Annotated in this window: 20 protein-coding genes and 1 pseudogene; 10 read left to right on the forward strand and 11 right to left on the reverse strand. The window is 60.1% G+C overall.

The genetic code is table 11. The annotated features are described in order from the left end of the window. Positions 1-5 precede the first annotated feature (5 nt). The 7 genes and pseudogenes from ABID26_RS31165 (at position 6) to ABID26_RS31195 (ending at position 5626) form a co-directional block, all read left to right on the forward strand. The gene (locus ABID26_RS31165; protein WP_112101695.1) at positions 6-209 is read left to right on the forward strand and encodes a CCE_0567 family metalloprotein; all 204 of its coding nucleotides are present in this window, start codon (positions 6-8) and stop codon (positions 207-209) included. Next, positions 206-523 carry a ferredoxin III, nif-specific gene (gene fdxB, locus ABID26_RS31170; protein ID WP_354417488.1) on the forward strand — a complete coding sequence of 106 codons (318 nt, stop codon included), beginning with the start codon at positions 206-208 and terminating at the stop codon, positions 521-523. Before ABID26_RS31165 ends, fdxB begins: the two co-directional genes overlap by 4 nt. A 27-nt stretch (positions 524-550) precedes the next feature. Further along, positions 551-874 (forward strand): exopolysaccharide production repressor protein, encoded by a 324-nt coding sequence (locus tag ABID26_RS31175; protein WP_354417490.1) that lies wholly within the window; start codon positions 551-553, stop codon positions 872-874. 326 nt (positions 875-1200) lie between these two features. Beyond that, on the forward strand, positions 1201-2214 hold the full coding sequence (locus ABID26_RS31180) for a 1-aminocyclopropane-1-carboxylate deaminase (RefSeq protein WP_354417491.1): 1014 nt from the start codon (positions 1201-1203) through the stop codon (positions 2212-2214). 966 nt (positions 2215-3180) lie between these two features. Next, positions 3181-3870, forward strand: a complete 690-nt coding sequence (locus ABID26_RS31185; protein WP_354417547.1) for an OmpW/AlkL family protein — start codon at positions 3181-3183, stop codon at positions 3868-3870. 145 nt (positions 3871-4015) lie between these two features. Further along, positions 4016-4317 (forward strand): annotated as a pseudogene (locus ABID26_RS31190) (HoxN/HupN/NixA family nickel/cobalt transporter); the annotation flags it as partial. An 88-nt stretch (positions 4318-4405) separates the two neighbouring features. Next, positions 4406-5626, forward strand: a complete 1221-nt coding sequence (locus ABID26_RS31195; protein WP_354417493.1) for a metal-dependent hydrolase family protein — start codon at positions 4406-4408, stop codon at positions 5624-5626. A 190-nt stretch (positions 5627-5816) separates the two neighbouring features. Here ABID26_RS31195 and larB read toward each other — a convergent pair whose 3' ends face one another. The 5 genes from larB to ABID26_RS31220 are packed head-to-tail and all read right to left on the reverse strand — an operon-like array spanning position 5817 to position 10930. Beyond that, positions 5817-6500 (reverse strand): nickel pincer cofactor biosynthesis protein LarB, encoded by a 684-nt coding sequence (gene larB, locus ABID26_RS31200; RefSeq protein WP_354417495.1) that lies wholly within the window; start codon positions 6498-6500, stop codon positions 5817-5819. Then, on the reverse strand, positions 6497-7303 hold the full coding sequence (gene larE / locus ABID26_RS31205) for an ATP-dependent sacrificial sulfur transferase LarE (protein WP_354417497.1): 807 nt from the start codon (positions 7301-7303) through the stop codon (positions 6497-6499). The genes larB and larE overlap by 4 nt, the downstream gene beginning before the upstream one ends. Next, on the reverse strand, positions 7290-8612 hold the full coding sequence (gene larC, locus ABID26_RS31210; RefSeq protein WP_354417499.1) for a nickel pincer cofactor biosynthesis protein LarC: 1323 nt from the start codon (positions 8610-8612) through the stop codon (positions 7290-7292). Before larC ends, larE begins: the two co-directional genes overlap by 14 nt. A gap of 3 nt (positions 8613-8615) precedes the next feature. After that, entirely contained in the window at positions 8616-9146 is a 531-nt protein-coding gene (gene larC2 / locus ABID26_RS31215) for a nickel pincer cofactor biosynthesis protein LarC2 (RefSeq protein WP_354417501.1), read from the reverse strand. Next, entirely contained in the window at positions 9146-10930 is a 1785-nt protein-coding gene (locus ABID26_RS31220; protein ID WP_354417503.1) for a hypothetical protein, read from the reverse strand. Before ABID26_RS31220 ends, larC2 begins: the two co-directional genes overlap by 1 nt. An 88-nt stretch (positions 10931-11018) precedes the next feature. Between ABID26_RS31220 and ABID26_RS31225 the strand changes: the two genes are divergently transcribed. After that, positions 11019-11177 carry a hypothetical protein gene (locus tag ABID26_RS31225; RefSeq protein ID WP_354417505.1) on the forward strand — a complete coding sequence of 53 codons (159 nt, stop codon included), beginning with the start codon at positions 11019-11021 and terminating at the stop codon, positions 11175-11177. 266 nt (positions 11178-11443) lie between these two features. Further along, positions 11444-11782: a carboxymuconolactone decarboxylase family protein gene (locus ABID26_RS31230; protein ID WP_354417549.1), complete on the forward strand. Its 339-nt coding sequence runs from the start codon at positions 11444-11446 to the stop codon at positions 11780-11782. Between the two features lie 326 nt (positions 11783-12108). Here the strand turns inward: ABID26_RS31230 and ABID26_RS31235 are convergent, their stop codons facing one another. The 6 genes from ABID26_RS31235 to ABID26_RS31260 form a co-directional block, all read right to left on the reverse strand. Further along, entirely contained in the window at positions 12109-12900 is a 792-nt protein-coding gene (locus tag ABID26_RS31235) for an amino acid ABC transporter ATP-binding protein (RefSeq protein ID WP_435528624.1), read from the reverse strand. A gap of 5 nt (positions 12901-12905) precedes the next feature. Beyond that, positions 12906-14195 carry an amino acid ABC transporter permease gene (locus tag ABID26_RS31240; protein ID WP_354417509.1) on the reverse strand — a complete coding sequence of 430 codons (1290 nt, stop codon included), beginning with the start codon at positions 14193-14195 and terminating at the stop codon, positions 12906-12908. Between the two features lies 1 nt (position 14196). Next, positions 14197-15438 carry an amino acid ABC transporter permease gene (locus ABID26_RS31245; RefSeq protein ID WP_354417511.1) on the reverse strand — a complete coding sequence of 414 codons (1242 nt, stop codon included), beginning with the start codon at positions 15436-15438 and terminating at the stop codon, positions 14197-14199. Between the two features lie 115 nt (positions 15439-15553). After that, on the reverse strand, positions 15554-16570 hold the full coding sequence (locus ABID26_RS31250) for an amino acid ABC transporter substrate-binding protein (RefSeq protein ID WP_354417513.1): 1017 nt from the start codon (positions 16568-16570) through the stop codon (positions 15554-15556). A gap of 108 nt (positions 16571-16678) precedes the next feature. After that, positions 16679-17152, reverse strand: coding sequence for a RidA family protein (locus tag ABID26_RS31255; RefSeq protein WP_354417514.1), 474 nt, complete (start codon positions 17150-17152; stop codon positions 16679-16681). A gap of 10 nt (positions 17153-17162) precedes the next feature. Then, on the reverse strand, positions 17163-18401 hold the full coding sequence (locus tag ABID26_RS31260; RefSeq protein ID WP_354417516.1) for a MalY/PatB family protein: 1239 nt from the start codon (positions 18399-18401) through the stop codon (positions 17163-17165). A gap of 118 nt (positions 18402-18519) precedes the next feature. Here ABID26_RS31260 and ABID26_RS31265 point away from each other — a divergent pair, with 118 nt between their 5' ends. Further along, complete coding sequence (locus ABID26_RS31265) at positions 18520-19407, forward strand: LysR family transcriptional regulator (RefSeq protein ID WP_354417518.1); 888 nt, start codon at positions 18520-18522, stop codon at positions 19405-19407. Positions 19408-19434: the final 27 nt, after the last annotated feature.

The raw sequence follows: 19434 nt of genomic DNA on the forward strand, positions 1-19434 counted from the left end.
GATTAATGTCAAACCATGAGGAATTGCGGAAGAAGGTCCGCAAGCTGCAGTCACGTGCGGGAACCGCGAAGATGGAGTTGCACGACCTTGCCGAAGACCTCCCGGTCAACTGGACCGAGATTAAGGTGATTGCCGAGAGAACGTTCACCGTTTTTGCCGAGTGGGACGCTGCCAAGAGAGATCTCGCTGCATCGGAGAATGCGCGATGACGAGCGCCTTCGTCACCCGCGACGGCTCCAAATGGATGCCGCAATATCTCACCGTTATCGATGGCACGACCTGCATCGGCTGCGGACGCTGCTTTAAGGTTTGCTCGCGCGAGGTCATGCACCTTTACGGGGTCGATGACGCAGGCGAAATCCTCGGCCCCTGCAACGGCGAAGACGACGACTTCGATGGCGAGCTCAATCGCATGATCATGGTCGTCGATCATGCCGGCCGCTGCGTCGGCTGCGGAGCCTGCGCCCGCGTATGCCCGAAGAACTGCCAGACACATGCTGCCGCCGACAAGGTCGCTGCATGATGTGGCGAGAAAACCAGGAGAACGGCGTTGCCCTTCAGAATCTTTTATCGCGCTTTTTGGGTGGTCCTGTGCAGCAACGCTTTGGCTGTCTATTTTGCTTCTCATTCCATCCGCACGGTAGTCGTCACAACGCTGGCTTGTTCGCTGCTCCTCCAAATAGTCTATTTCGCAAGCGTGCTCTTTCTGATCTGGCGATCTGGCGGCGCTAGCAAATCTGGCCAAAGGACTGAACATTTCGGAGTTGCGACGCCGTTGGAATATCAGCCGCCAGACGATGATGAGGTGGTGAGGACCAAATCTTCCGATGTGCCTCCGGTCTTTCCGATGGGCGGCATATCGCTGCTCCACTGAGGCGCGATGACGAGATCAAAGCCAGATTCATGCCACTTCGGATCAACCGTGACATCCGGGTGGATCTTTCAAGGAATCCTATGCTTGGTGCGGTCGACGGCGACCGCATTCCGTCGTTCCAATCCCGGCGATGCAGTTTTCGGTGCGACAGGCATTGGTAGGGACGCCGGCGTGGCCGCTGCGGGCCGGGACGGCGAATGAGGCGCTGGAATAGTGACGAAGCTCTTCTAAGACGTCGGACAACGCAGCTGACCGCAGACCAAACACGCCCCTTAAGCTGATGTGCATAGCTAGCCTCGGCTCATTCACGCATCGCCGGAGAGAACATGCTGGAAAAGTTCGAACGCTATCCGCTTACTTTTGGACCGACGCACATCGAGAAGCTCGACCGGCTCAGCAAGCATCTAGGTGGAAAGGTGGAAATCTACGCCAAACGCGAGGACTGCAACTCCGGACTCGCGTTTGGCGGAAACAAGCTGCGCAAGCTCGAATATATCATCCCCGACGCCATCGCCTCAGATGCCGATACGCTTGTCTCCATCGGCGGCGTGCAGTCCAACCACACGCGAATGGTCGCCGCGGTCGCCGCCAGGATCGGCATGAAATGCCTCCTAGTTCAGGAGAGCTGGGTTCCACATGAGGATGCCGTCTACGATCGGGTCGGCAACATTCTCTTAAGCCGCCTCATGGGCGCAGAAGTGCATCTGGTCGACGAGGGCTTTGACATCGGCATCCGCCGCAGTTGGGAAAAGGCGCTCTACGAGGTCAAGGCAAGGGGCGGCCGACCCTATGCGATACCAGCTGGCGCGTCCGTTCACCCGTATGGTGGTCTCGGCTACGTGGGGTTCGCAGAGGAGTTGCGCGCTCAGGAGAAACAGCTTGGGTTTGCATTTGACTTCATCGTCGTTTGCACCGTCACGGGCTCGACGCATGCCGGCATGCTCGTCGGATTTGCCAATGACGGTCGACATCGCAACGTCATCGGTATCGATGCCTCTGCCACTCCCTCGCAAACCAAGGCGCAAGTGCTGGATATTGCCCAACATACAGCGGAGCTCGTCGATCTCGGAATGGAACTGGTCGAGGATGATGTGGTGTTGCTCGAGGAGTACGCTTACCCATGTTATGGCATACCGTCCCCGGAAACTAAGGATGCCATCCGTCTGTGCGCGCGGCTCGAAGGTATGATCATCGATCCCGTTTACGAAGGCAAATCGATGCAAGGAATGATCGACCTGGTCCAGAAAGGCTTTTTTGCCGAGGGATCGAGGGTTCTTTTCACGCATCTCGGCGGTGCGCCGGCGATCAACGGCTACGGTTACACCTTTCGAAACGGCTGACCCGTACGGGCCGTGCCAGCAGCGACCCGGCTGGGAGTCGCCGCGACGGCTGCCGAGTGCGGAGTTAGTGCATCTGGAGCGGTTGGCGCAGCCGCCTATTGATATCGCCACGAACCGCAAACACTTGGCGACGCTGGCGGGCAGCGCCCAAATTCCAGGACCGCTTTGGGCCCGGCATCTGGGCGGTTACTCGACGGCGGTCACTCGGCCGGAGCGGGCTGGCCCGCTCCGCCCGCGTCGGCCGCGGCGGGTTTGTCGATCATGAAGGCAAGAAGAGCGCTGGCTAGGATGTCCCGTGAATAAATATGTTTCCGAGTTTCCATCGCCCGAGTGCGGGTGGATGATCGCGCGGCTCAAGCCATGTGAGAAATCCAGCGCCAGCCGGTGCTGGAGAGTTCGCTGCGTGGGCGATCTCCGGCGAGAGCCAGCGCATCGAATCCGACGTGCGGCCTTATCTTCTCGATCGCATTCGAAGAGAGTTTCCAGCCTGGCGTGACCCGCTGGGAGAAAGATCACATGCTCGATATGACCATGCTGGGCCGGATCAGCGATAGCGCGCTAACGCGAGAGATTGCGATCACCTCAAGCCTGATTGGCAGGCCAAACACTGTCGCATGAGACATCGAAGTTGTGGATGGAAGAGTCCGCCTCGCATGACCAGCGTCGCGACCACTTCGAGAGGTATTGTCTCCTTCATCCTCTGCCCAATGTGTCAGAGACAGCTCTCGCGTGCTTTCGGTCGTTAGTCCGTTTGTGCAAAACACGACAATATCAGTTCGAACACGACAGCATCAGCTCCGAGACACGAGTGTGTCGGAGCGAATCTTGCGGTTTCCCAATGTTCTTCTCGTTGGCACGACAAATGCAGCGCTCTTTGCAGAGCGTCTGTACCAGCGAGTGATGAGAAATCATCCCGCGCGCACAAACGACAGAGTCTACAGTTATCAGATACCAGGAGAGAACATGATGACAAAAGTGCGGATGGTTGCGGCGCATGGTGCGATAGCGCTCATCGTCCTTATGGGGGTGGGTCAGCAGGCTTTGGCGGCAGACCCTGCGCAACGCTACATCGCACAGGACCAGGGGACAGTGGAGGCGTCGAGCCCGTGGCAGATCCGCGTGCGCGCGTTGGGAGTGAAAACCAACGATTCAGGTTACGTCGGTGGAATTGCCGGTTCCAATCTCTCCTATTCAGACACCGTGACGCCAGAATTCGACATCTCCTATTTTTTCACCGAAAACATTGCTGCCGAACTCATACTCGCCACTACCTACGCCAACGTTGATGGCACCGGAGCAATCGGCGCGCTGGGGAATGTCGGCAAGGTATGGATACTGCCACCCACGCTCACGCTGCAGTATCATATCACCGACCTCGGGGCCTTCCGACCCTATGTCGGCGCCGGCCTGAACTACACCATCTTTTACAATCAAAGTGTCGGCAGCGCCGATGCTCTCCATGTGAAGAACACGTTTGGTGCCGCGCTGCAGGTCGGCTTCGACTACATGCTGGATCAGCACTGGGGGGTCAACGTCGATGTCAAGAAGCTTTTCCTGGAACCAGATTTTACCGTCAAAGTGGCCGGCACCGATCTGAAAGGCAAGGCCAAGCTAGACCCCTGGTTGATTGGTGCAGGCGTCACTTACCGCTTCTAACGGGTCGGCGATCCTTCGGCTCGATTTTAAAAGCGGCGGAAACGCCCAATGAAAGACTTGAGGCAAGACCGAATCCTGCCACGCTGTTGCTCAACCTTACGCCGTGCAATATGGGCGAGCACCTCATTCGTAGGTGCTAGGCCCGGCCTATATGTTCGGCCTTCGACATGCATTTGACGCAGACAATATTGCGGCAATAGACAATGTCGTGCGCAAGCTCACACACGAAGGCAAACATCCGTTTTCGGTCGGCTTCTTCTTTTTGCTGGGCGCAGCATCGTCGTTGTGGGTTACGTGGTCATCGCAGCCACCGGGAACCAGCTTCACGTCTCCCACGACATTGGCGGCGTCATCGGCACATCGATTTCTGCACTGTTCCTGCTGGTGACTGGATTTGACAACCTGCTTGTCCTGACAGGCATTTGGGCGGCGTTCTCGCGAGAGCGTCCGCCACACGCATATCTCGTTCACACCCAGCCAGCACAAAGAATGAGGAACTATGCCCGCGGATGATTTGATCCTGGCCAATGCTAGGATGCTTGACGGAAACGGCTTCGCCGGGGCGTCGGAATCGTGGCTGCGCATCGCGGATGGCGTGATCGCGGAAATCTCCGAGAAGCCGATCTCCTCAAAGGCGGCGCGCACCATCGACCTGAAGGGCCGCACCCTGATGCCAGGGCTTATCGACTGCCACGTCCATGTGACGGCGATCACCGTCGACCCTGGCCGCACGGCGATGCTTCCGGACGTGACGGTCGCCTTCGGCGCGGCGCGCATTATGAAGCAGATGCTGATGCGCGGCTTCACGACGGTGCGTGACGTCGGCGGGGCGACGCGGCCGCTGGCCCAGGCTGAGGAAGCCGGCCAGATCGAGGGACCGCGTCTCGTCTTCTGCGGCAAGTCGCTCTCCCAAACCGGCGGTCACAGCGACTATCGCGGCTTCGTCGACAACCGCAGGGCCGAGTCCCAGACCTACCGTCTCGGCGCGATGGGCCGGGTCTGCGACGGCATCGACGCCGTTCGTCACTCTGCCCGCGACGAAATCCGCCAGGGGGCTCAGTTCATTAAGGCGATGGCTAATGGCGGCGTGTCGTCGCCGACGGATCCCATCAACTTCCAGCAGTTCTCGATATCAGAGCTGGAGGCCATCGTCGAAGAGGCGGCGAACGCTCAGACCTATGTCTCCGCGCATCTCTACACCGACGAGGCGATCTCGCGTGCGGTGCGGTGCGGTGTGCGCTCGGTTGAACATGCCAACTTGATCGAGCCGGCGACAGCGCGCCTCATGAAGGAACGCGGCGCTATCGCCTGCCCCACACTGGTGGCCTACGAAGCGCTGCACAAGAATGCCAAGGCGCTGGGCCTGCCGGACGTGTCCGTCGCGAAGCTCGACGACGTCCGGCTGCGCAGCCGAGGCTCGCTCGAAATTCTCCAGAAGGCCGGGGCGACGATGGCGTTGGGCACCGATCTCCTGGGCGAACTGCACAAGTACCAGTCCGACGAATTCACCATACGCGCCGAGGTGCTGCCGCCGATCGAGGTGATCAGGTCCACGACGTGCTATGCGGCCGAGTTGCTGCGCATGACCGGCAAGGTCGGATCGCTCCAGGTCGGCGTCTTCGCCGACCTTATCGCCGTCGACGGTGACCCGCTGGAGAACATGTCGCTGCTCGGCGGCCAGGGCGACCACCTATCCCTCATCGTGAGGGCCGGACGCGTGGTAAAGAACACCATCGACGACAATGGCTGTCCCTAGTAGAACCGGCTGGCCGTTGACAACATTCCAAGCCCAGATTCAGGCCACGATAGTTGCGATGATCAGAAAACCATAAACGGTGGCGATCTTTGCCTTGGCGCGAAAAGTTGGTCGTCGAAAAGACTGCAGGAGAGACCTCCCTGAGCTCCTGGACAAATTCACAGTCGGATCATGCAACGGCGCAACCTCGTCACCCAGTCGGAGCGGCTGCGGCTCGCCGGATCATATTTAGAGCCCGGAATGCGGCACACGCCGCGCCGTACCCGTTGTCGATGTTTACGACCGCAAGTCCGGGTGCGCAGGAAGCCAGCGCTGCGTGAAGGGCGGTTTCTCCTCCGTTCGAAACCCCATACCCGGTCGAGGTGGGCAGGCAGATGATCACGCCGGGCACGAGCCCGCCCAGAACGCTTGGAAGGGCGCCATCCATTCCGGCGACCGCCACAATGACCGGAAAGGTCCGCAATTCGTCGACACTCTCCAACAACCGCCACAGGCCGGCCACGCCGACGTCGATGAATTGCTTCGTCGCGGCGCCGAGATAGGTGAGCGTTCGTGTGACTTCGGCCGCCTGCGGCATGTCCGAGCTGCCAGCCGACACCACCGCGATTCGAGGCGGTTCCAGTTCGGCAGGAGGGGTCCAGTTCAGGTAAGCCGTCCGCGAGACGGGATCGTAATCCATCGTTTCGCGATATGTGGGCGCCATGCGGGCGAAGACATCGGGTTCGAGGCGGGTCATCAGGCACCGGGCGCCGTGCGCCAACACCCGGTCCATGATTACGGTAAGCTGGGGATCGGACTTCCGAGCGCAAAGGATGGCCTCATCGAAGTCCAGCCGCTCAGGACGCTGAAAGTCCAATCTAATCTGTTCGTTCATGCGCTTTGTTCCCGCAAGAAGGCGCTGCCCCGGACGTAGGCCTCGAAATGGACAGGTCGCGAACCGCCGAAAGCCTCAGCGATTCTGCGGGCCAATTGAACGCGCCCCTGGTCGGACAGGCGCGACAGGGTAGTTGCGTCTAGTTCGACAACAACCCCCGTCTGACGGACGCGGCAACGAACGGTGTCCGGCGAGAGCTCGCGCCTGACCAGCATCTCGACCTGATCGACGGCGCGCAACACCTGAGGTTCGATCCGGAGGGCCGTTTCGATGCGGCTTGAAAGGCAGGGTGCCGAAGGCAATTCGGCGAGGTCGTTCAAGCCATGCGCTGCCGCCATCGCCCTCACGTCGGCCTTGGACATGCCGGCCTCGACAAAGGGGTGGCGTACGCTATTGGCCTCGGCTGCCTTGAGACCGGGTCGCCAGTCGCCCAGATCGTCTGTATTCGTGCCGGAAAAGAGCTGCGCTTTCGAGAGGGACGACAGCGCGCCGTAGAGATTCGATTTGCAAAAGAAGCAGCGATTTGAAGGGTTGGTCAGATAGCGTTCGTCCCTAAATTCCCCTGCGTCGATGACCCGCAGGTCCCAACCATGGCGCGCCGCATAGTCCCTGACCCGTTCGGTCGCGCTGACCGGGACCGCGGCCGAGGCGGCGTGGAACATGGTCAGGGCTGCGCCCAACCTAAGGTGCGCCACGAAAGCCAGAGTCATGCTGTCGACGCCGCCAGAGATGGCCACAGCCGCGGGACGGGCACTGTCGAACACCGCGTCGAGACGGCGCAAGAACGCTTCAGTGGTGGTCATGGCTTTTCTCCAGCGCCTCTGCCTCCGCGCTGCGGCGCAACTCAGACCGGGCTTTGTGACTCTGACGAAAGGCTTCCACGTCATCCATCTCTGCCTTGGCAGTCGGCCCGCCGGGGCGATCGGCTAGCTTCACCCTCATCCCATCGCTGGTCGTGACTGCCTGCCGCGGCAGGATGGTGCGCGCCTCCGTGCGGCTGCGCAGGCCAAGTGTCGTGGTCTGTCGGAAGCACAGCTCACCGATTGCCTCGATCGCATCCGGCCGTGTGAGAACCTGAACAGAGGCCATCATCCGTCCCTTCTTGCCGAAGACCGGCGACTGGGTCACGTCGATGACCCCTTCGGCTGCACGAATATGATCAAGGGCTACGGCCAGTTCCTCGCCGGTCTGGTCATCGATTTCAAACTGGATGACACCGACCCGTTCCTGCACTGCGGCTTCACCCGTGAAGGCCAGAACGCGAAGCACGTTGCTCATACCGGGGAAGCGCCGCGTGCCAAAGCCGATGCCGGTGCGGTCCAGCATGCGCGGCAATGAACCGATACCGCTCGAGGGGCTGAGATAGCGCAGGATCGCCGCTCCCGTCGGCGTGATGCGTTCACCTAGGCGCCCGTCGTCATGGAAGGCGAACCCGCGCAGCAAGAGGGTCGTAGCAGGAGCCGGAACGGGCAGCCGGCCATGGTCAGTCTCCACCCAGCCGCGCCCGAGCGGGAGCGATCCGACCGACCAGCTTGCCTCGCCCACTGCATCGATCAGTGTCGCAGCGGCCACGATGTCAGCAATCGAATCCCAGTTGCCGACTTCATGAAAGACTACATCATCCACATGCCTGCCATGGACAGCGGCTTCGGCCAGGGCGAGCTCATGGAAGATCGCAATGGCTACGCGCTTGACGGCCCCATCCAAGCTGCCTGCCTCAAGCGTCGAACGAAGGTCGCGCCAATGGGTGTGACGGTGGTGGCCGTCGTGTTCGTCTCGGATGTGGTCATGGTTGTGTTGGCCATGCGCCCCGTCATGATCGTCACGTTCATGGGCATGCCCGTGTGGGAGCCCCTGAGCATGGTGACCGGCATGAGGTCGGATGGCCTCCTGTTCGGAGCCTGTCTTCTTGACGTCGAAGCGGCTGCCGGTCAGCACGCCATCGTCATGCGGCAGCACCACGGCCTCTACGTCGTCTTCCAGACCGGCAAGACGAAGGTTTTCTTGCACGGTTTCAGCCAGATTGGGCCAAGCGTCCAACATTGCGGCGACAAACATATCGCCGGCAACGCCGCCCAGGACATCAAGATGAATATGCGTCGGGCCCGCCATCCTTCATCCTTCCGTAAGTTGCAGACCGGATAGATCGACGCGCAAGGTCTCCCCCGGCTCAATCGATCCGACTGTGGTCTCGATTGCTGCCTTCAGCACCGCCACCGACACCGGCAGAAGGTCTCTCATCTGCGCGGATATGGCGACAAGATCGTCATGTTCGGTCTTTGCCCGCATGAACATTCCGTCGTTAAGGATGCGTTTGAGGCGCAGCGGGAAACTAACCTCTCCTCCCGCCCATTTCAGTTCGAGTCGCGTCTTGTAGCGCCGAATGTCGAAGTGCCTGTGCTGGGATTCGAGAACCCGGTAGCCCCAAATCCCCAGATCGCCAACGAGAAGGGAGGCGAATTCCTGCTCGTCCTCGGCGTTGATGTCGACCAACAGCACGTAAGCTGGACGGCCTTTCTTGCCGAGACTGGAAAGGAGCTGGACATTCTTGGCGCCCATGTCCGTCATCTTGTCGATGACATGCCCGAGCAACTCGCCGGGCGCATCATCGATCTGGGCCATAAGGAGAATGACGCCGCCTGCCATCAAAGCCTCATGGATTCGACAGCGACCAGGGCGGCGGCCTCGGCTTTAGCTTTCGTGCCCGGAATGCCGGCGGAAATCAGGCCTGCCGATTGGGCCTCGCTGGCGGCGTCCGAAGCGCTCATTTTGCCCATCGCGGCAGCGACCACGGCGGGGATTGTGACGTTCATGATCACATTGCCAGCGAGCAACAGTTCGCTTGCGATCGGCGCGAGCGCGGTCAGGAACGGCGCGCGTTCCTTACCGATCCCCTGCGCCACTTCCGGAATGACGGCGTTGATGATGCCTTCCATGTGAATCGTCTCGTCGCCGACGGTCACTTCGGCATCAAGCGCCGGATCGAAGGCAAGCCAACGTGCAGCCATCTTGCTCGAGCGCCGTGCCCCCTTGTCGATCCTGGTGAAATGAACCTTGATATTGGTGCCCTTTACCTTGCTCAGGAATTGCGAGCCGCGCGCTTCCACTAGAAGCTGACGTTCTTCGTCCATCGCACGGACGATTTCACCGACGCTTCTGCCGGCCATAAGATCGTCATAGCTGCGCGCCGCACGGGCATGAAGCGCCTTGGTGACCGTAGGGGTGGAGGACATGATCAGCGCCTCGGTCACCGGCCCGTTGCAAATCTGGGTCGCTTTTCGGGCAACGATGTTCATCGCCATCATTGCGGTCTCCGGGTCGAAGCTGAAGCCGAGCCGTCGATCACGCAAGGCTCGCGCCACGCTCTGTTCTGTCGATCCGTCCTGCAACAGGCACATCAGCGCGATGACCGCATCGCCGCAGACGTGGCCGAGCGGCGGATTGACCGGACCGGCGCCGGCGCCGCAAATTCCCTCTTCGAATACTGACATGATTTCATCGAGCGCCATGATGCCGATCACGGTCGGACCGCCGATGTCCTTCAGGATCAGACCAAGATCGCCGATCAGCCTTGCGGTCTCGACTTCCTTGCCTGTGATGCGGACATGCACTTTCTCCGGCAGGCCGGCAGTACGTGCGGCCGATCGTCCGGCCACAAACGCACTGGTGACCTTGCCATAGGGGCCGTACTCCTCTGCCACGTCGGCGTCCGGGTGGATGATCTCCAGGATTGCTGCCGCGCCGAAAAGTGCTGACAGGAATTTCTGGCTGGGCATGCCGGCACCGGACATAGCATCCATCATCGCCTTGGTTCCGATAGCTGCGCCTTTTTCGGCCATGCCCGGGAAGATGAAATCTTCACCGAGGGCTCCGTGACCTACCATCACACCGCCGCCAACGCCTTCCGGGATGTCGCGGCCTTGAATCGGCGACAGTTCTCCCTTCATCATGGCATCATAAACCGCAGCAACAGCCGCGAATCCCGAGATCTTGTTGTTCATCTTGGCTGTGGGCACCGCCGCAAGGCCTGAACGGCTCACCCCCGCGATCATCCGTGCAGACGAACCGAGCTTGCGATTGCCTGCTGGGATGCCAACCTGTGCATTGGCGCCGCACAGATAAAGGAGCGTTGCCGCGATCAGCGCTGCATTCGCGCCGTCGGCACCCGCTGCCTTTGCAACCGCAATGCTCTTCGCCAGTAGGTCGTCAATAGGCTGGCGAACCGCATCGGCGAATTTGACCTCTGGGCTCACGCCACGGCGAAGTTCGGCGGCGATGACGTTGCATGCAGCAACGACCGGAATGTTGAGCATTCCGTGCCCGCCGGTCAGCGCCTCGACCCGGTCGCTGGTCAGCCAGCCGGGGTTGGCATTCGCCGCCATGACCGAAGCCAGGATAACCTTTTCCCTTTGCGCAGGCGCATCCGTCATTGTTTCGTCTCTCCCTTATGAGCGGGCCGGACGAGTAGCTGTCACGGGCCTTTGCAAGCTGGCAATTTGAACCGATTGGGAGCTCCCTTTGGTCCAGAAGGACCATCCGCTCACCGTGCCACCGCCGCTCGACAACATTGCACTTGGCATCGCCGGTGGTCATGCGGCGTTGCCAAGAAGAGGATATCACGGCCCCGTTATGACCTTAAGAGGCAATATTTCATGGGTGCATGAGCAATATTCATAATGCTTGAATTTACGCCATGACGGGCGCGCATCGCTCTCGACGTGGCGGGCGCACCGCCAAAGTTGATGCGCAGCACTCCTACAGGAGTCGAGAAGCGCACATGTGAGGTGCGCTATTGAATGACGCCTTCTCATGAATCCGTGAAAACATACCATTTCTGCTCGTGGAGCTTCACCGGATATGCCTGCACTGCTGCGGGCGGTATCTGCATGTTTTGCTTGGAAATTGCCTGGTTGCTCGGTCCCAATTTTATGGAGAAGTTTCGAATGCTCGAGTGGGCAAAATACCGGAAGCAACTGTCGTTACGGGTAGGTGAGCTGGGACAACTGTCGCCCGCCACGCTTGAGGGTGTTCGAACTCTCGGCGGCGCGGGCCAGAAGACCGGCCGCCTGGACGCCAAGACCCGCGAGTTGATAGCGCTTGCAGTCGCGGTCACGACGCGCTGCGATGGCTGCATTGCGAGCCACACCGCCGAAGCTGCAAAAGTTGGCGCAACGCGCGAGGAAATCGCTGAAGCGCTTGGTGTTGCCATCGCTTTAAACGCGGGAGCGGCCCTGGTCTATTCCTCGCGTGTCCTTGACGCCTTCGACACCGTTAACGGCTGATATCATCAACTCGCAAACAGGCGGGGAACGGACGCAGACTGTCCTTCCCCGCCAGTGTCTGCAGGAGTTCACCCAAAATCGCAGTTGCCGAAGCGCGCACGTTTCCCGATCTTCGGAACCCAGGAGGTCTTCTTCCCCTCTTGGAGGAGGCCGGTGGTCTATCTGCAGCGAATCTTCGTTCGCCGCCTCGCTCCTCGTATTCCGACAAGCACCAAGCCTCTGCAATGCCGGCCGGAATAGATATCCGAGCAATGTTGACATCGCCGTTGAGGCCCGAGGCCTCAGCAACGTGTGGCTCCGACGCTCCAGGGCGCTGACGCTGTGGCTCAGTGGCCTAGGATCTGCCCGAGGAAGGTGCGCGTGCGTTCGGACTGAGGCGCGCTGAAGAATGCCTTCGGTTCGTTCTGCTCCACGATCTGGCCCTGATCCATGAAGATAACACGGTCCGCCACCGCCTGGGCAAAACCCATTTCGTGTGTCACGCAGAGCATCGTCATGCCCTCTTCAGCTAGCGTAACCATCGTGTCGAGCACTTCCTTGATCATCTCCGGATCGAGAGCCGAAGTCGGTTCATCGAACAGCATTATGCGTGGCTTCATGCACAGAGACCGCGCGATCGCTACGCGCTGCTGCTGACCGCCCGAGAGCTGCCCCGGATGCTTATGCGCCTGATCCGGTATCCTGACCTTCTCGAGGAAGTGCATGGCGATCTCTCGGGCTTGCCTTTCTGGTATCTTGCGGACCCAGATCGGGGCGAGGGTGCAGTTCTCGAGGATCGTCAGGTGTGGAAAGAGATTGAAGTGCTGGAACACCATCCCGACTTCGCGGCGGACTTCCTCGATCTTCTTCAGGTCGCTTATCAATTCGATCCCATCGACGACGATCTTGCCTGACTGATGTTCCTCGAGCCGGTTGATACAACGGATCATGGTCGATTTGCCGGAGCCGGACGGCCCGCAAATGACGATCCGCTCTCCACGGCGCACGGTCAGATCGATATCTTTCAGCGCATGGAAATCACCATACCACTTGTTCATGGACGTGATCTCGACGGCCGTTTCTGAAAGTCCGCTGCCGTCTTCGCGCGATAGGCCGCGTAGCGTCTTGGTCATGCCCATTTCTCCTAACGATGGTCCGTCTTCAGCCGGCGCTCGAGATGCATCGAGTAGCGCGACATGCCGAAGCAGAAGATGAAGAACACAGCTGCGATGAAGATGAAGAGTTCCCAGTAGATGCCTTGCCACTCCGTGTTGGCGCGGATGGCCGCGGCAAGAGCGATTGGATCGAGAAGCCCAATGAACATGACAAGTGTCGTGTCCTTGAAGAGACCGATGAAAGTATTCACGATCCCGGGAATTGAGATCCTGAGAGCCTGCGGCAGGATGATGAGGCGCTGGGCCTTCCAGTAATCCAGGCCCAGAGCTTCCGCGGCCTCATACTGGCCGCGTGGCAGGCCCGCCAAGCCGCCGCGGATGACCTCGGCCATGTAGGCGCTGGCAAAGAGCGTCACCATGATCACGACGCGCAGAACGAGGTCGAAGTTGGTGCCGGGCGGCAGGAAGTAGTTCAACAGCAGCGATGCGGTGAACAGCAGCGTGATCAGCGGCACGCCGCGAATGAATTCGATGAACACGACGCTGAGCATCTGGATGAGCGGCAGACTGGAGCGACGGCCAAGCGCGAGCAGGATCCCGAGCGGCAATGACATGGCGATCCCCGTCACGCCGATGATAATCGACAGCAGAAACCCGCCGATCTCGCGCGACGGGACGGCCTCGAGAGCGAACGGAATGACGCTATTTACGCCTGACGAAAAAGGCTGGACAGCATAAATCCACCAAACTGCCGCGCCGAGGATGGCAACGCTCACGGCAAGCCCTTGACTGATACGCGCTGTCGGCGCGAACAGACCAGCGGCGACAGCGAAACCGAGGTAGACCGCAACCGGGAGCCAAAAGCTTCCGCCCCAGATCAGCCAACACGCAATGCCCGGGTAGGCTGCGCTGAACCAGAGCGCGCGAGGCGGCAGGACACGGAACAGAACCGGCGCCAGCGCCGCGAACAGCAGCGCGAAGGCGAGAACCGGCCGCCAATAAAGCTGCGCAGGATAGAAGCCGAACAGAAGTTGCGGCCAGCGGTCGCGGATGACGCCCCAGCAGGCGCCTGGCGCTCCGTCGAGGAGTTGCCGGCATTCGGTGAGCGAGTTGGCTTTCCAGATGGAATTGCCTAGCCAAGGGGCGATGGCCATGGCGAGCCATACGATTGCGGTTACCGACGCCACGGTCAGGAACGTGCTGAGCCAGCCGTCGAAGAGATTCTTCCTTATCCACTTCAGCGGACCATTTTGGCCTGTAGGCCTTGCTGAGGGGAGAACCATCTCCTGGCGCACCCAGGATACGTTGTGCAGGTTCATCTTAGCGCTCCTGCAGCCTGACGCGACTGTTGTAGAGGTTCATGACGCCCGAGATGATCAGGCTGATGCTGACGTAGATCAGCGTCATCAGCAGCATTGCCTCCAGTTCTCGACCCGTCTGGTTGATGGTGATGCCGCCGAGCGTTGAGCGCAGATCCATGTAGCCGACCGCCAGGCCCAGCGACGTGTTCTTGGTGATGTCGAGGTATTGCGAAATGAGCGGAGGTACGATGATCCGCAAAGCCTGCGGCAGGATCACAAGCCGCATCGTACGACTTGGAGAAAGCCCAAGCGCATGAGCGGCTTCCGTCTGCCCGCTGGAAATAGCAAGAATTCCGGAGCGAACGTTTTCGGCGATGAAGGCGCCGCTATAGACACTGAGCCCGATCCAGAGCGCAATGAAGGAATTGCGCAGCAACAGGCCACCAGTGAAGTTCAGCCCCTTCAGGGCGGGATACTCAAGATGGAAACCCAGCGCGTAAAGCAGAGTGATCATTGGCAGCGCGAAAACGAGCAGGGTCTTCCACCAGGTCGCCGGACGCTGTCCGCTCGCACTTTGGATGCTTTGAGCGCGTTTGACGAGGCTCCGGTGGAGGACAAGCGAAAGGGCGACCGTGCCAAGGATTGCTGTGTAGTTCAGGTCAAGCTCGCCGAATGCGCCCAGGCTGCGGGAGAAATCGGGAACTGGCAGATAGATGCCGCGGTTTGTGACAGCGACACTGCCCCACAGCATCATGGAAGCCGTGGGATTCTCGCCGCGGAATGCGCTGGGCGTCGGCATGGCCTCCGACATGATCGCTGCGACAACGACGATCCAAAGCAGGGCCGGCACGTTGCGGAAGCTCTCCACATAGACGGTCATCAGACGAGCGACGATCCAGTTGTTGGAAAGTCTGAGCACGCCCGCCAAGACGCCGAGCACAGTTGCGGTGACGCAGGCCATTGCGGCAACGATCAGCGTGTTCAACAAACCGACGACGGCGGCACGAGCGTGGGTGCTCGTGCTCGAATACTCGATGGCGTGCGGCGAGATGTCATAACCTGCCGTGCTCCAGAGAAATCCAAACGAGAAGTTCTTTCCAAGGGCAGCCAGATTGTGGATTGTGTTGTCGACGAGCCAGGCAGCCGCAAGGACAAGCAGGATGAACGCGATGACCTGGATCGATCGGGCTCTGTAACGAGTGTCATTGAAGAGCATGCTCAGGTGAAAGGGCTCGCGGGAAGCCGCGCTTTTCACTGCCATGAGTGATCTCCCTAAAGGTTCGCTGTGCTACCTTCGGCGTACGATTAGTGTTTGGGCTATGATTTGCCGGAAAACGAAAGGCGCGGGAGTAAGCCCGCGCCTCGAGAAGAAGTTTTCAACGGAACGGCAGCGGATACATCAGACCGCCTTGCGTCCACAGAGCGTTCTGGCCGCGGGCCAAACCAATCGAGGTTTTGTCGCCAACATTCCTGGCGAAAATTTCGCCGTAGTTGCCAACGGACGCGATTGCCCGTTTGGCCCAAGCCGGGTCCAGCCCCAGCATTTCGCCCAGCTTGTCCTCTTTGCCCAGCAGGCGATTGACTTCGGGATTGTCCGTGCCCGCGGACAGCTTCTCCACGTTCTCGGACGTTATGTCGAGCTCCTCAGCCGCAAGGAGCGCGTTCAAGGTCCAGCGCGCCACGTCGGCCCACTGGTCGTCGCCCTGGCGGACAAGCGGACCCAACGGTTCCTTCGAGATGACTTCCGGAAGAATGATGTGGTCCTGCGGGTCCTTGAAGCTCGACCGGGTTGATGCAAGATCGGACCCGTCACTCGTAATCACATCACAGGCACCGGCAAGATATTTCTGCTGGACGTCGCCATTGTTCTCGACGGGGACCGGATCATATTTCATGTTGTTCTTGCGGAAATATTCCGCAAGGTTCAGCTCGGTGGTCGTCCCGGTCTGAATGCAAACCGTGGCGCCGTTCAGATCCTTTGCGCTCTTCGCGCCGAGAGATTTCGGCACCATGAAAGCCTGACCGTCGTAGTAGTTCACACCCGCGAAAGTGAACTTCAGGTCCACATCGCGCGAAAATGTCCAGGTCGTGGTGCGGGACAGAATGTCGATCTCGCCGGAGGCAAGCGCCGTGAACCGCGTTTGCCCAGTCGTGGGAACGAAGGTCACCGCATTGGGGTCTTTCAGGACCGCAGCCGCGACAGCCCGGCAGTAGTCCACGTCCATGCCATGCCAGGCCCCGGACGCATCCGGAGCGGAGAAGCCGGCCTGACCGCCGGTCACACCGCAATTCAGCTTACCACGCGCTTGAACGTCGGCCATCGTGCCGGCCGAAGCGATACCGGCCGTCAGCGTTGCCGCTGCAATCGTGGCAAGAGCGATTGTCATTTTCATTTTCATTCTCCCGGTTGTGATCCGGCAGCGGTGGCTTTTTTTGCCCAATTCTCCGCCCCTCGGATCGGTTGAGTTCCCACTTGTTCGGCCTTGTCGGACCGAAGACGCTTATTGTTCTGGAGTAATCTCGATGATGGCTTCGATTTCGACGGGCGCATTCATCGGAAGCGCCGCTACACCGACGGCGGAGCGAGCGTGCCTGCCCTTTTCGCCAAAGACGGCGACGAGAAGATCAGAGGCGCCGTTGGCGACGAGATGTTGCTCGGTGAAATCTGCAGCCGAGGCGACAAAGACGGTGATCTTGACGATCCTGGCGATCCTCTCGAGGCTGCCAAGACAGGCCTTTACTTGGGCGAGGATGTTCAAGGCACACTGTTTCGCGGCGAGCGTACCGGCCGCCACGTCGAGCTCCCTTGCGAGCAGACCTTTCGCAGTCAATTCGCCGGCGGCGAGCGGCAACTGGCCCGACGTGAGAACGATGCTTCCGGTCTCAGCCGCCGGGAGGTAGTTCGCTACGGACTTTGCCGCTGCCGGCAATTCGATCCCGAGTTCATTCAGGCGCTCTTCGATCGTTTGCGACATCCGATCGTCCTTAAACCTCGGCGACGGCGGCGGTTATGCGCCCGATCGCCTCGTCGACGACCGAGCGCGCGCAGCCGAGATTGACGCGCATGAACCCGTGCCCCTCGATCCCGAACTTCTGGCCCTTGTCGAGCCAGACGCGCGCCTTGGTCAGCATGAATCTGTTCAGGGCTTCGGCATCCATTCCGAGACCGCGGCAATCCATCCACGCCAGGTAGAGGGAATCGGTCGGAAGGACCTTGAGGCGTGGATCCGCATCGTTGATCGCCTTGGCGAAGTGCGCGTGATTGGCCCGCACATAGGCCAGCATGTCCTCCAGCCACGGCTCGCCGTGAGCATAGGCGGCTTCGGCGGCAACCATCCCCAACAGGTTGACCAGCTCGAAGACGTTACGCTCGTACTGTCGGCGCAGCTCTTCCCGCAATCTCGTGTTCGGAACGAAGACATTGGCGCTCTGCAGACCGGGCAGGTTGAATGTCTTGCTCGGCGCCGTGCAGGTGATGCTGTTTTGGGCGAACGCTTCGCCGAGCGAGGCGAACGGGATGTGCTTTTTGGCCGGGTCGAGAATGAGATCCTCGTGGATTTCATCGGAAATGACCAAGACACCGTTGCGGGCGCAGATTTCGCCCATGGACCGCAGTTCACTTTCGGACCAGACGTTTCCGGTGGGATTGTGCGGATGGCTCAGGATAAAGATCTTCGTGTTGGCGCGGATGGCGGCCTCGAAAGCCCTCTCGTTGAAGCGGTAGCCATCGCCTGTGAATTCGAGCGGCGCATAGGCCAGGTGGCGGCCGTTCAACAGGACATCGTTGTGGAAATGCGCGTAGACCGGCGGCTGGATCAAAACGGTGTCGCCCGGCGCTGAGAAAGCCTGCACCGCGGTCTTCAGCGTGGTGATGATGCCGGATGTCTGGAGGATCCATTCCTTGGCGACGTCCCAACCGAACCGTCGCTGCTGCCAGCCGACGACAGCGTCAACGTAGGACGCGGTCGCGCCGCCCGGATAGCCGAAGACGCCATGATCGATTGCCGCACGGAGCGCATCGATGACGGCTTGAGGCGCCTTGAAGTCGGTGTCGGCCACCCACATCGGCAAGGGATTGGCGGCAGCTTCGTCCGGCGCCAGCAGCTTGCTGGCGCAGGCCCATTTCATGGAGTTGCTGTTCTTGCGATCGACAACCTCGTCGAAAATCGACGCGGCCCGCGCATGCTCCGGACGGAGTTGATGGGCAAGTGCCAGCTTCGTCACAGCGGTTCCTTCCTTGGTGTTGGGTCGGCCCTCGGCAGGGCTGATTGACGGAAGGTTAACGGGATTGCATTATGAGCGGAAATGGTATGATTTCATTTAGTGATGAGCGTGGATCATAATGATTGATCGGCAGCATCTTGCGATCCTGAGGGAGGTAAGCCGTAGAGGCAGCGTGACCGCGGCTGCGGAGAAGCTGAACGTCACCCAGTCGGCCTTGAGCCATACGATCGCCAAGTTCGAAGAACGGCACGGCATCAAGATCTGGATGAAGACCGGAAGAGGCCTGCGGTTGACGCAGGCGGGCGAGTACCTGCTGAGCGTTGCCGAGCGGGTCTTGCCGCAGATGGAGCACGCGCAGCGTGTTCTGACGGACTTCGCGCTGGGGAGGAGGGGAGCGCTTCGCGTCGGCATGGAGTGTCATCCCTGCCAGCGATGGCTGACCAGAATTGCAACTCCGTATCTGATACAGTGGCCAGACGTTGACTTCGACGTGCGTACCGCCTTCCGCTTCGACGGGGTTGAGGCGCTACTGGGTTATGAGATTGACCTGTTGATAACGCCGGATCCGGTGGAGACACCGGAGTTACTGTTCACTCCCGTCTTTGATTACGAGCTAGTGCTCATGGTGCACGAGGCGCATCCACTCGCCGGGCGAACACGCGTGCAGCCGCAAGACCTTCTGGACGAAGAGTTGATTACGGTGCCCGTCACGTTGGAGCGCCTGGACATCTACACCCGATTCCTTGTTCCGGCGAACTGCAGACCCGGTCAGCATCGCACTGCTGAAACCATCGACCTGATGCTGCAACTGGTATGCGCTGGCAGGGGCGTGACGGTTCTTCCCGATTGGCTCCTGCAGGAGGATGCATCCGGACTGCCGATATGCGCGTTGCGCCTGGGAGATAGCGGCATCCGGAAGAGCATCAACCTAGGTGTGCGGCGCGGCGAGGAGACGACCTCCTACATCGACGGTTTCCTGAAGCTTGCCATGGAAATGGGACGCTAAAACCCCTTGCCGGTAAATTGCTCAAAT

This window comes from Mesorhizobium shonense (assembly GCF_040545255.1).
Lineage (GTDB): Bacteria > Pseudomonadota > Alphaproteobacteria > Rhizobiales > Rhizobiaceae > Mesorhizobium > Mesorhizobium shonense.

Excerpts from the sequence above, each read along its gene's own strand:
- ABID26_RS31165 (WP_112101695.1), top strand. The coding sequence starts at position 6 with ATGTCAAACCATGAGGAATTGCGGAAGAAGGTCCGCAAGCTGCAGTCA.
- fdxB (WP_354417488.1), top strand. The coding sequence starts at position 206 with ATGACGAGCGCCTTCGTCACCCGCGACGGCTCCAAATGGATGCCGCAA.
- ABID26_RS31180 (WP_354417491.1), top strand. The coding sequence starts at position 1,201 with ATGCTGGAAAAGTTCGAACGCTATCCGCTTACTTTTGGACCGACGCAC.
- ABID26_RS31185 (WP_354417547.1), top strand. The coding sequence starts at position 3,181 with ATGACAAAAGTGCGGATGGTTGCGGCGCATGGTGCGATAGCGCTCATC.
- ABID26_RS31195 (WP_354417493.1), top strand. The coding sequence starts at position 4,406 with ATGCTTGACGGAAACGGCTTCGCCGGGGCGTCGGAATCGTGGCTGCGC.
- larB (WP_354417495.1), bottom strand. The coding sequence starts at position 6,500 with ATGAACGAACAGATTAGATTGGACTTTCAGCGTCCTGAGCGGCTGGAC.
- larE (WP_354417497.1), bottom strand. The coding sequence starts at position 7,303 with ATGACCACCACTGAAGCGTTCTTGCGCCGTCTCGACGCGGTGTTCGAC.
- larC (WP_354417499.1), bottom strand. The coding sequence starts at position 8,612 with ATGGCGGGCCCGACGCATATTCATCTTGATGTCCTGGGCGGCGTTGCC.
- larC2 (WP_354417501.1), bottom strand. The coding sequence starts at position 9,146 with ATGGCAGGCGGCGTCATTCTCCTTATGGCCCAGATCGATGATGCGCCC.
- ABID26_RS31220 (WP_354417503.1), bottom strand. The coding sequence starts at position 10,930 with ATGACGGATGCGCCTGCGCAAAGGGAAAAGGTTATCCTGGCTTCGGTC.
- ABID26_RS31230 (WP_354417549.1), top strand. The coding sequence starts at position 11,444 with ATGCTCGAGTGGGCAAAATACCGGAAGCAACTGTCGTTACGGGTAGGT.
- ABID26_RS31235 (WP_435528624.1), bottom strand. The coding sequence starts at position 12,900 with ATGGGCATGACCAAGACGCTACGCGGCCTATCGCGCGAAGACGGCAGC.
- ABID26_RS31240 (WP_354417509.1), bottom strand. The coding sequence starts at position 14,195 with ATGAACCTGCACAACGTATCCTGGGTGCGCCAGGAGATGGTTCTCCCC.
- ABID26_RS31245 (WP_354417511.1), bottom strand. The coding sequence starts at position 15,438 with ATGGCAGTGAAAAGCGCGGCTTCCCGCGAGCCCTTTCACCTGAGCATG.
- ABID26_RS31250 (WP_354417513.1), bottom strand. The coding sequence starts at position 16,570 with ATGAAAATGACAATCGCTCTTGCCACGATTGCAGCGGCAACGCTGACG.
- ABID26_RS31255 (WP_354417514.1), bottom strand. The coding sequence starts at position 17,152 with ATGTCGCAAACGATCGAAGAGCGCCTGAATGAACTCGGGATCGAATTG.
- ABID26_RS31265 (WP_354417518.1), top strand. The coding sequence starts at position 18,520 with ATGATTGATCGGCAGCATCTTGCGATCCTGAGGGAGGTAAGCCGTAGA.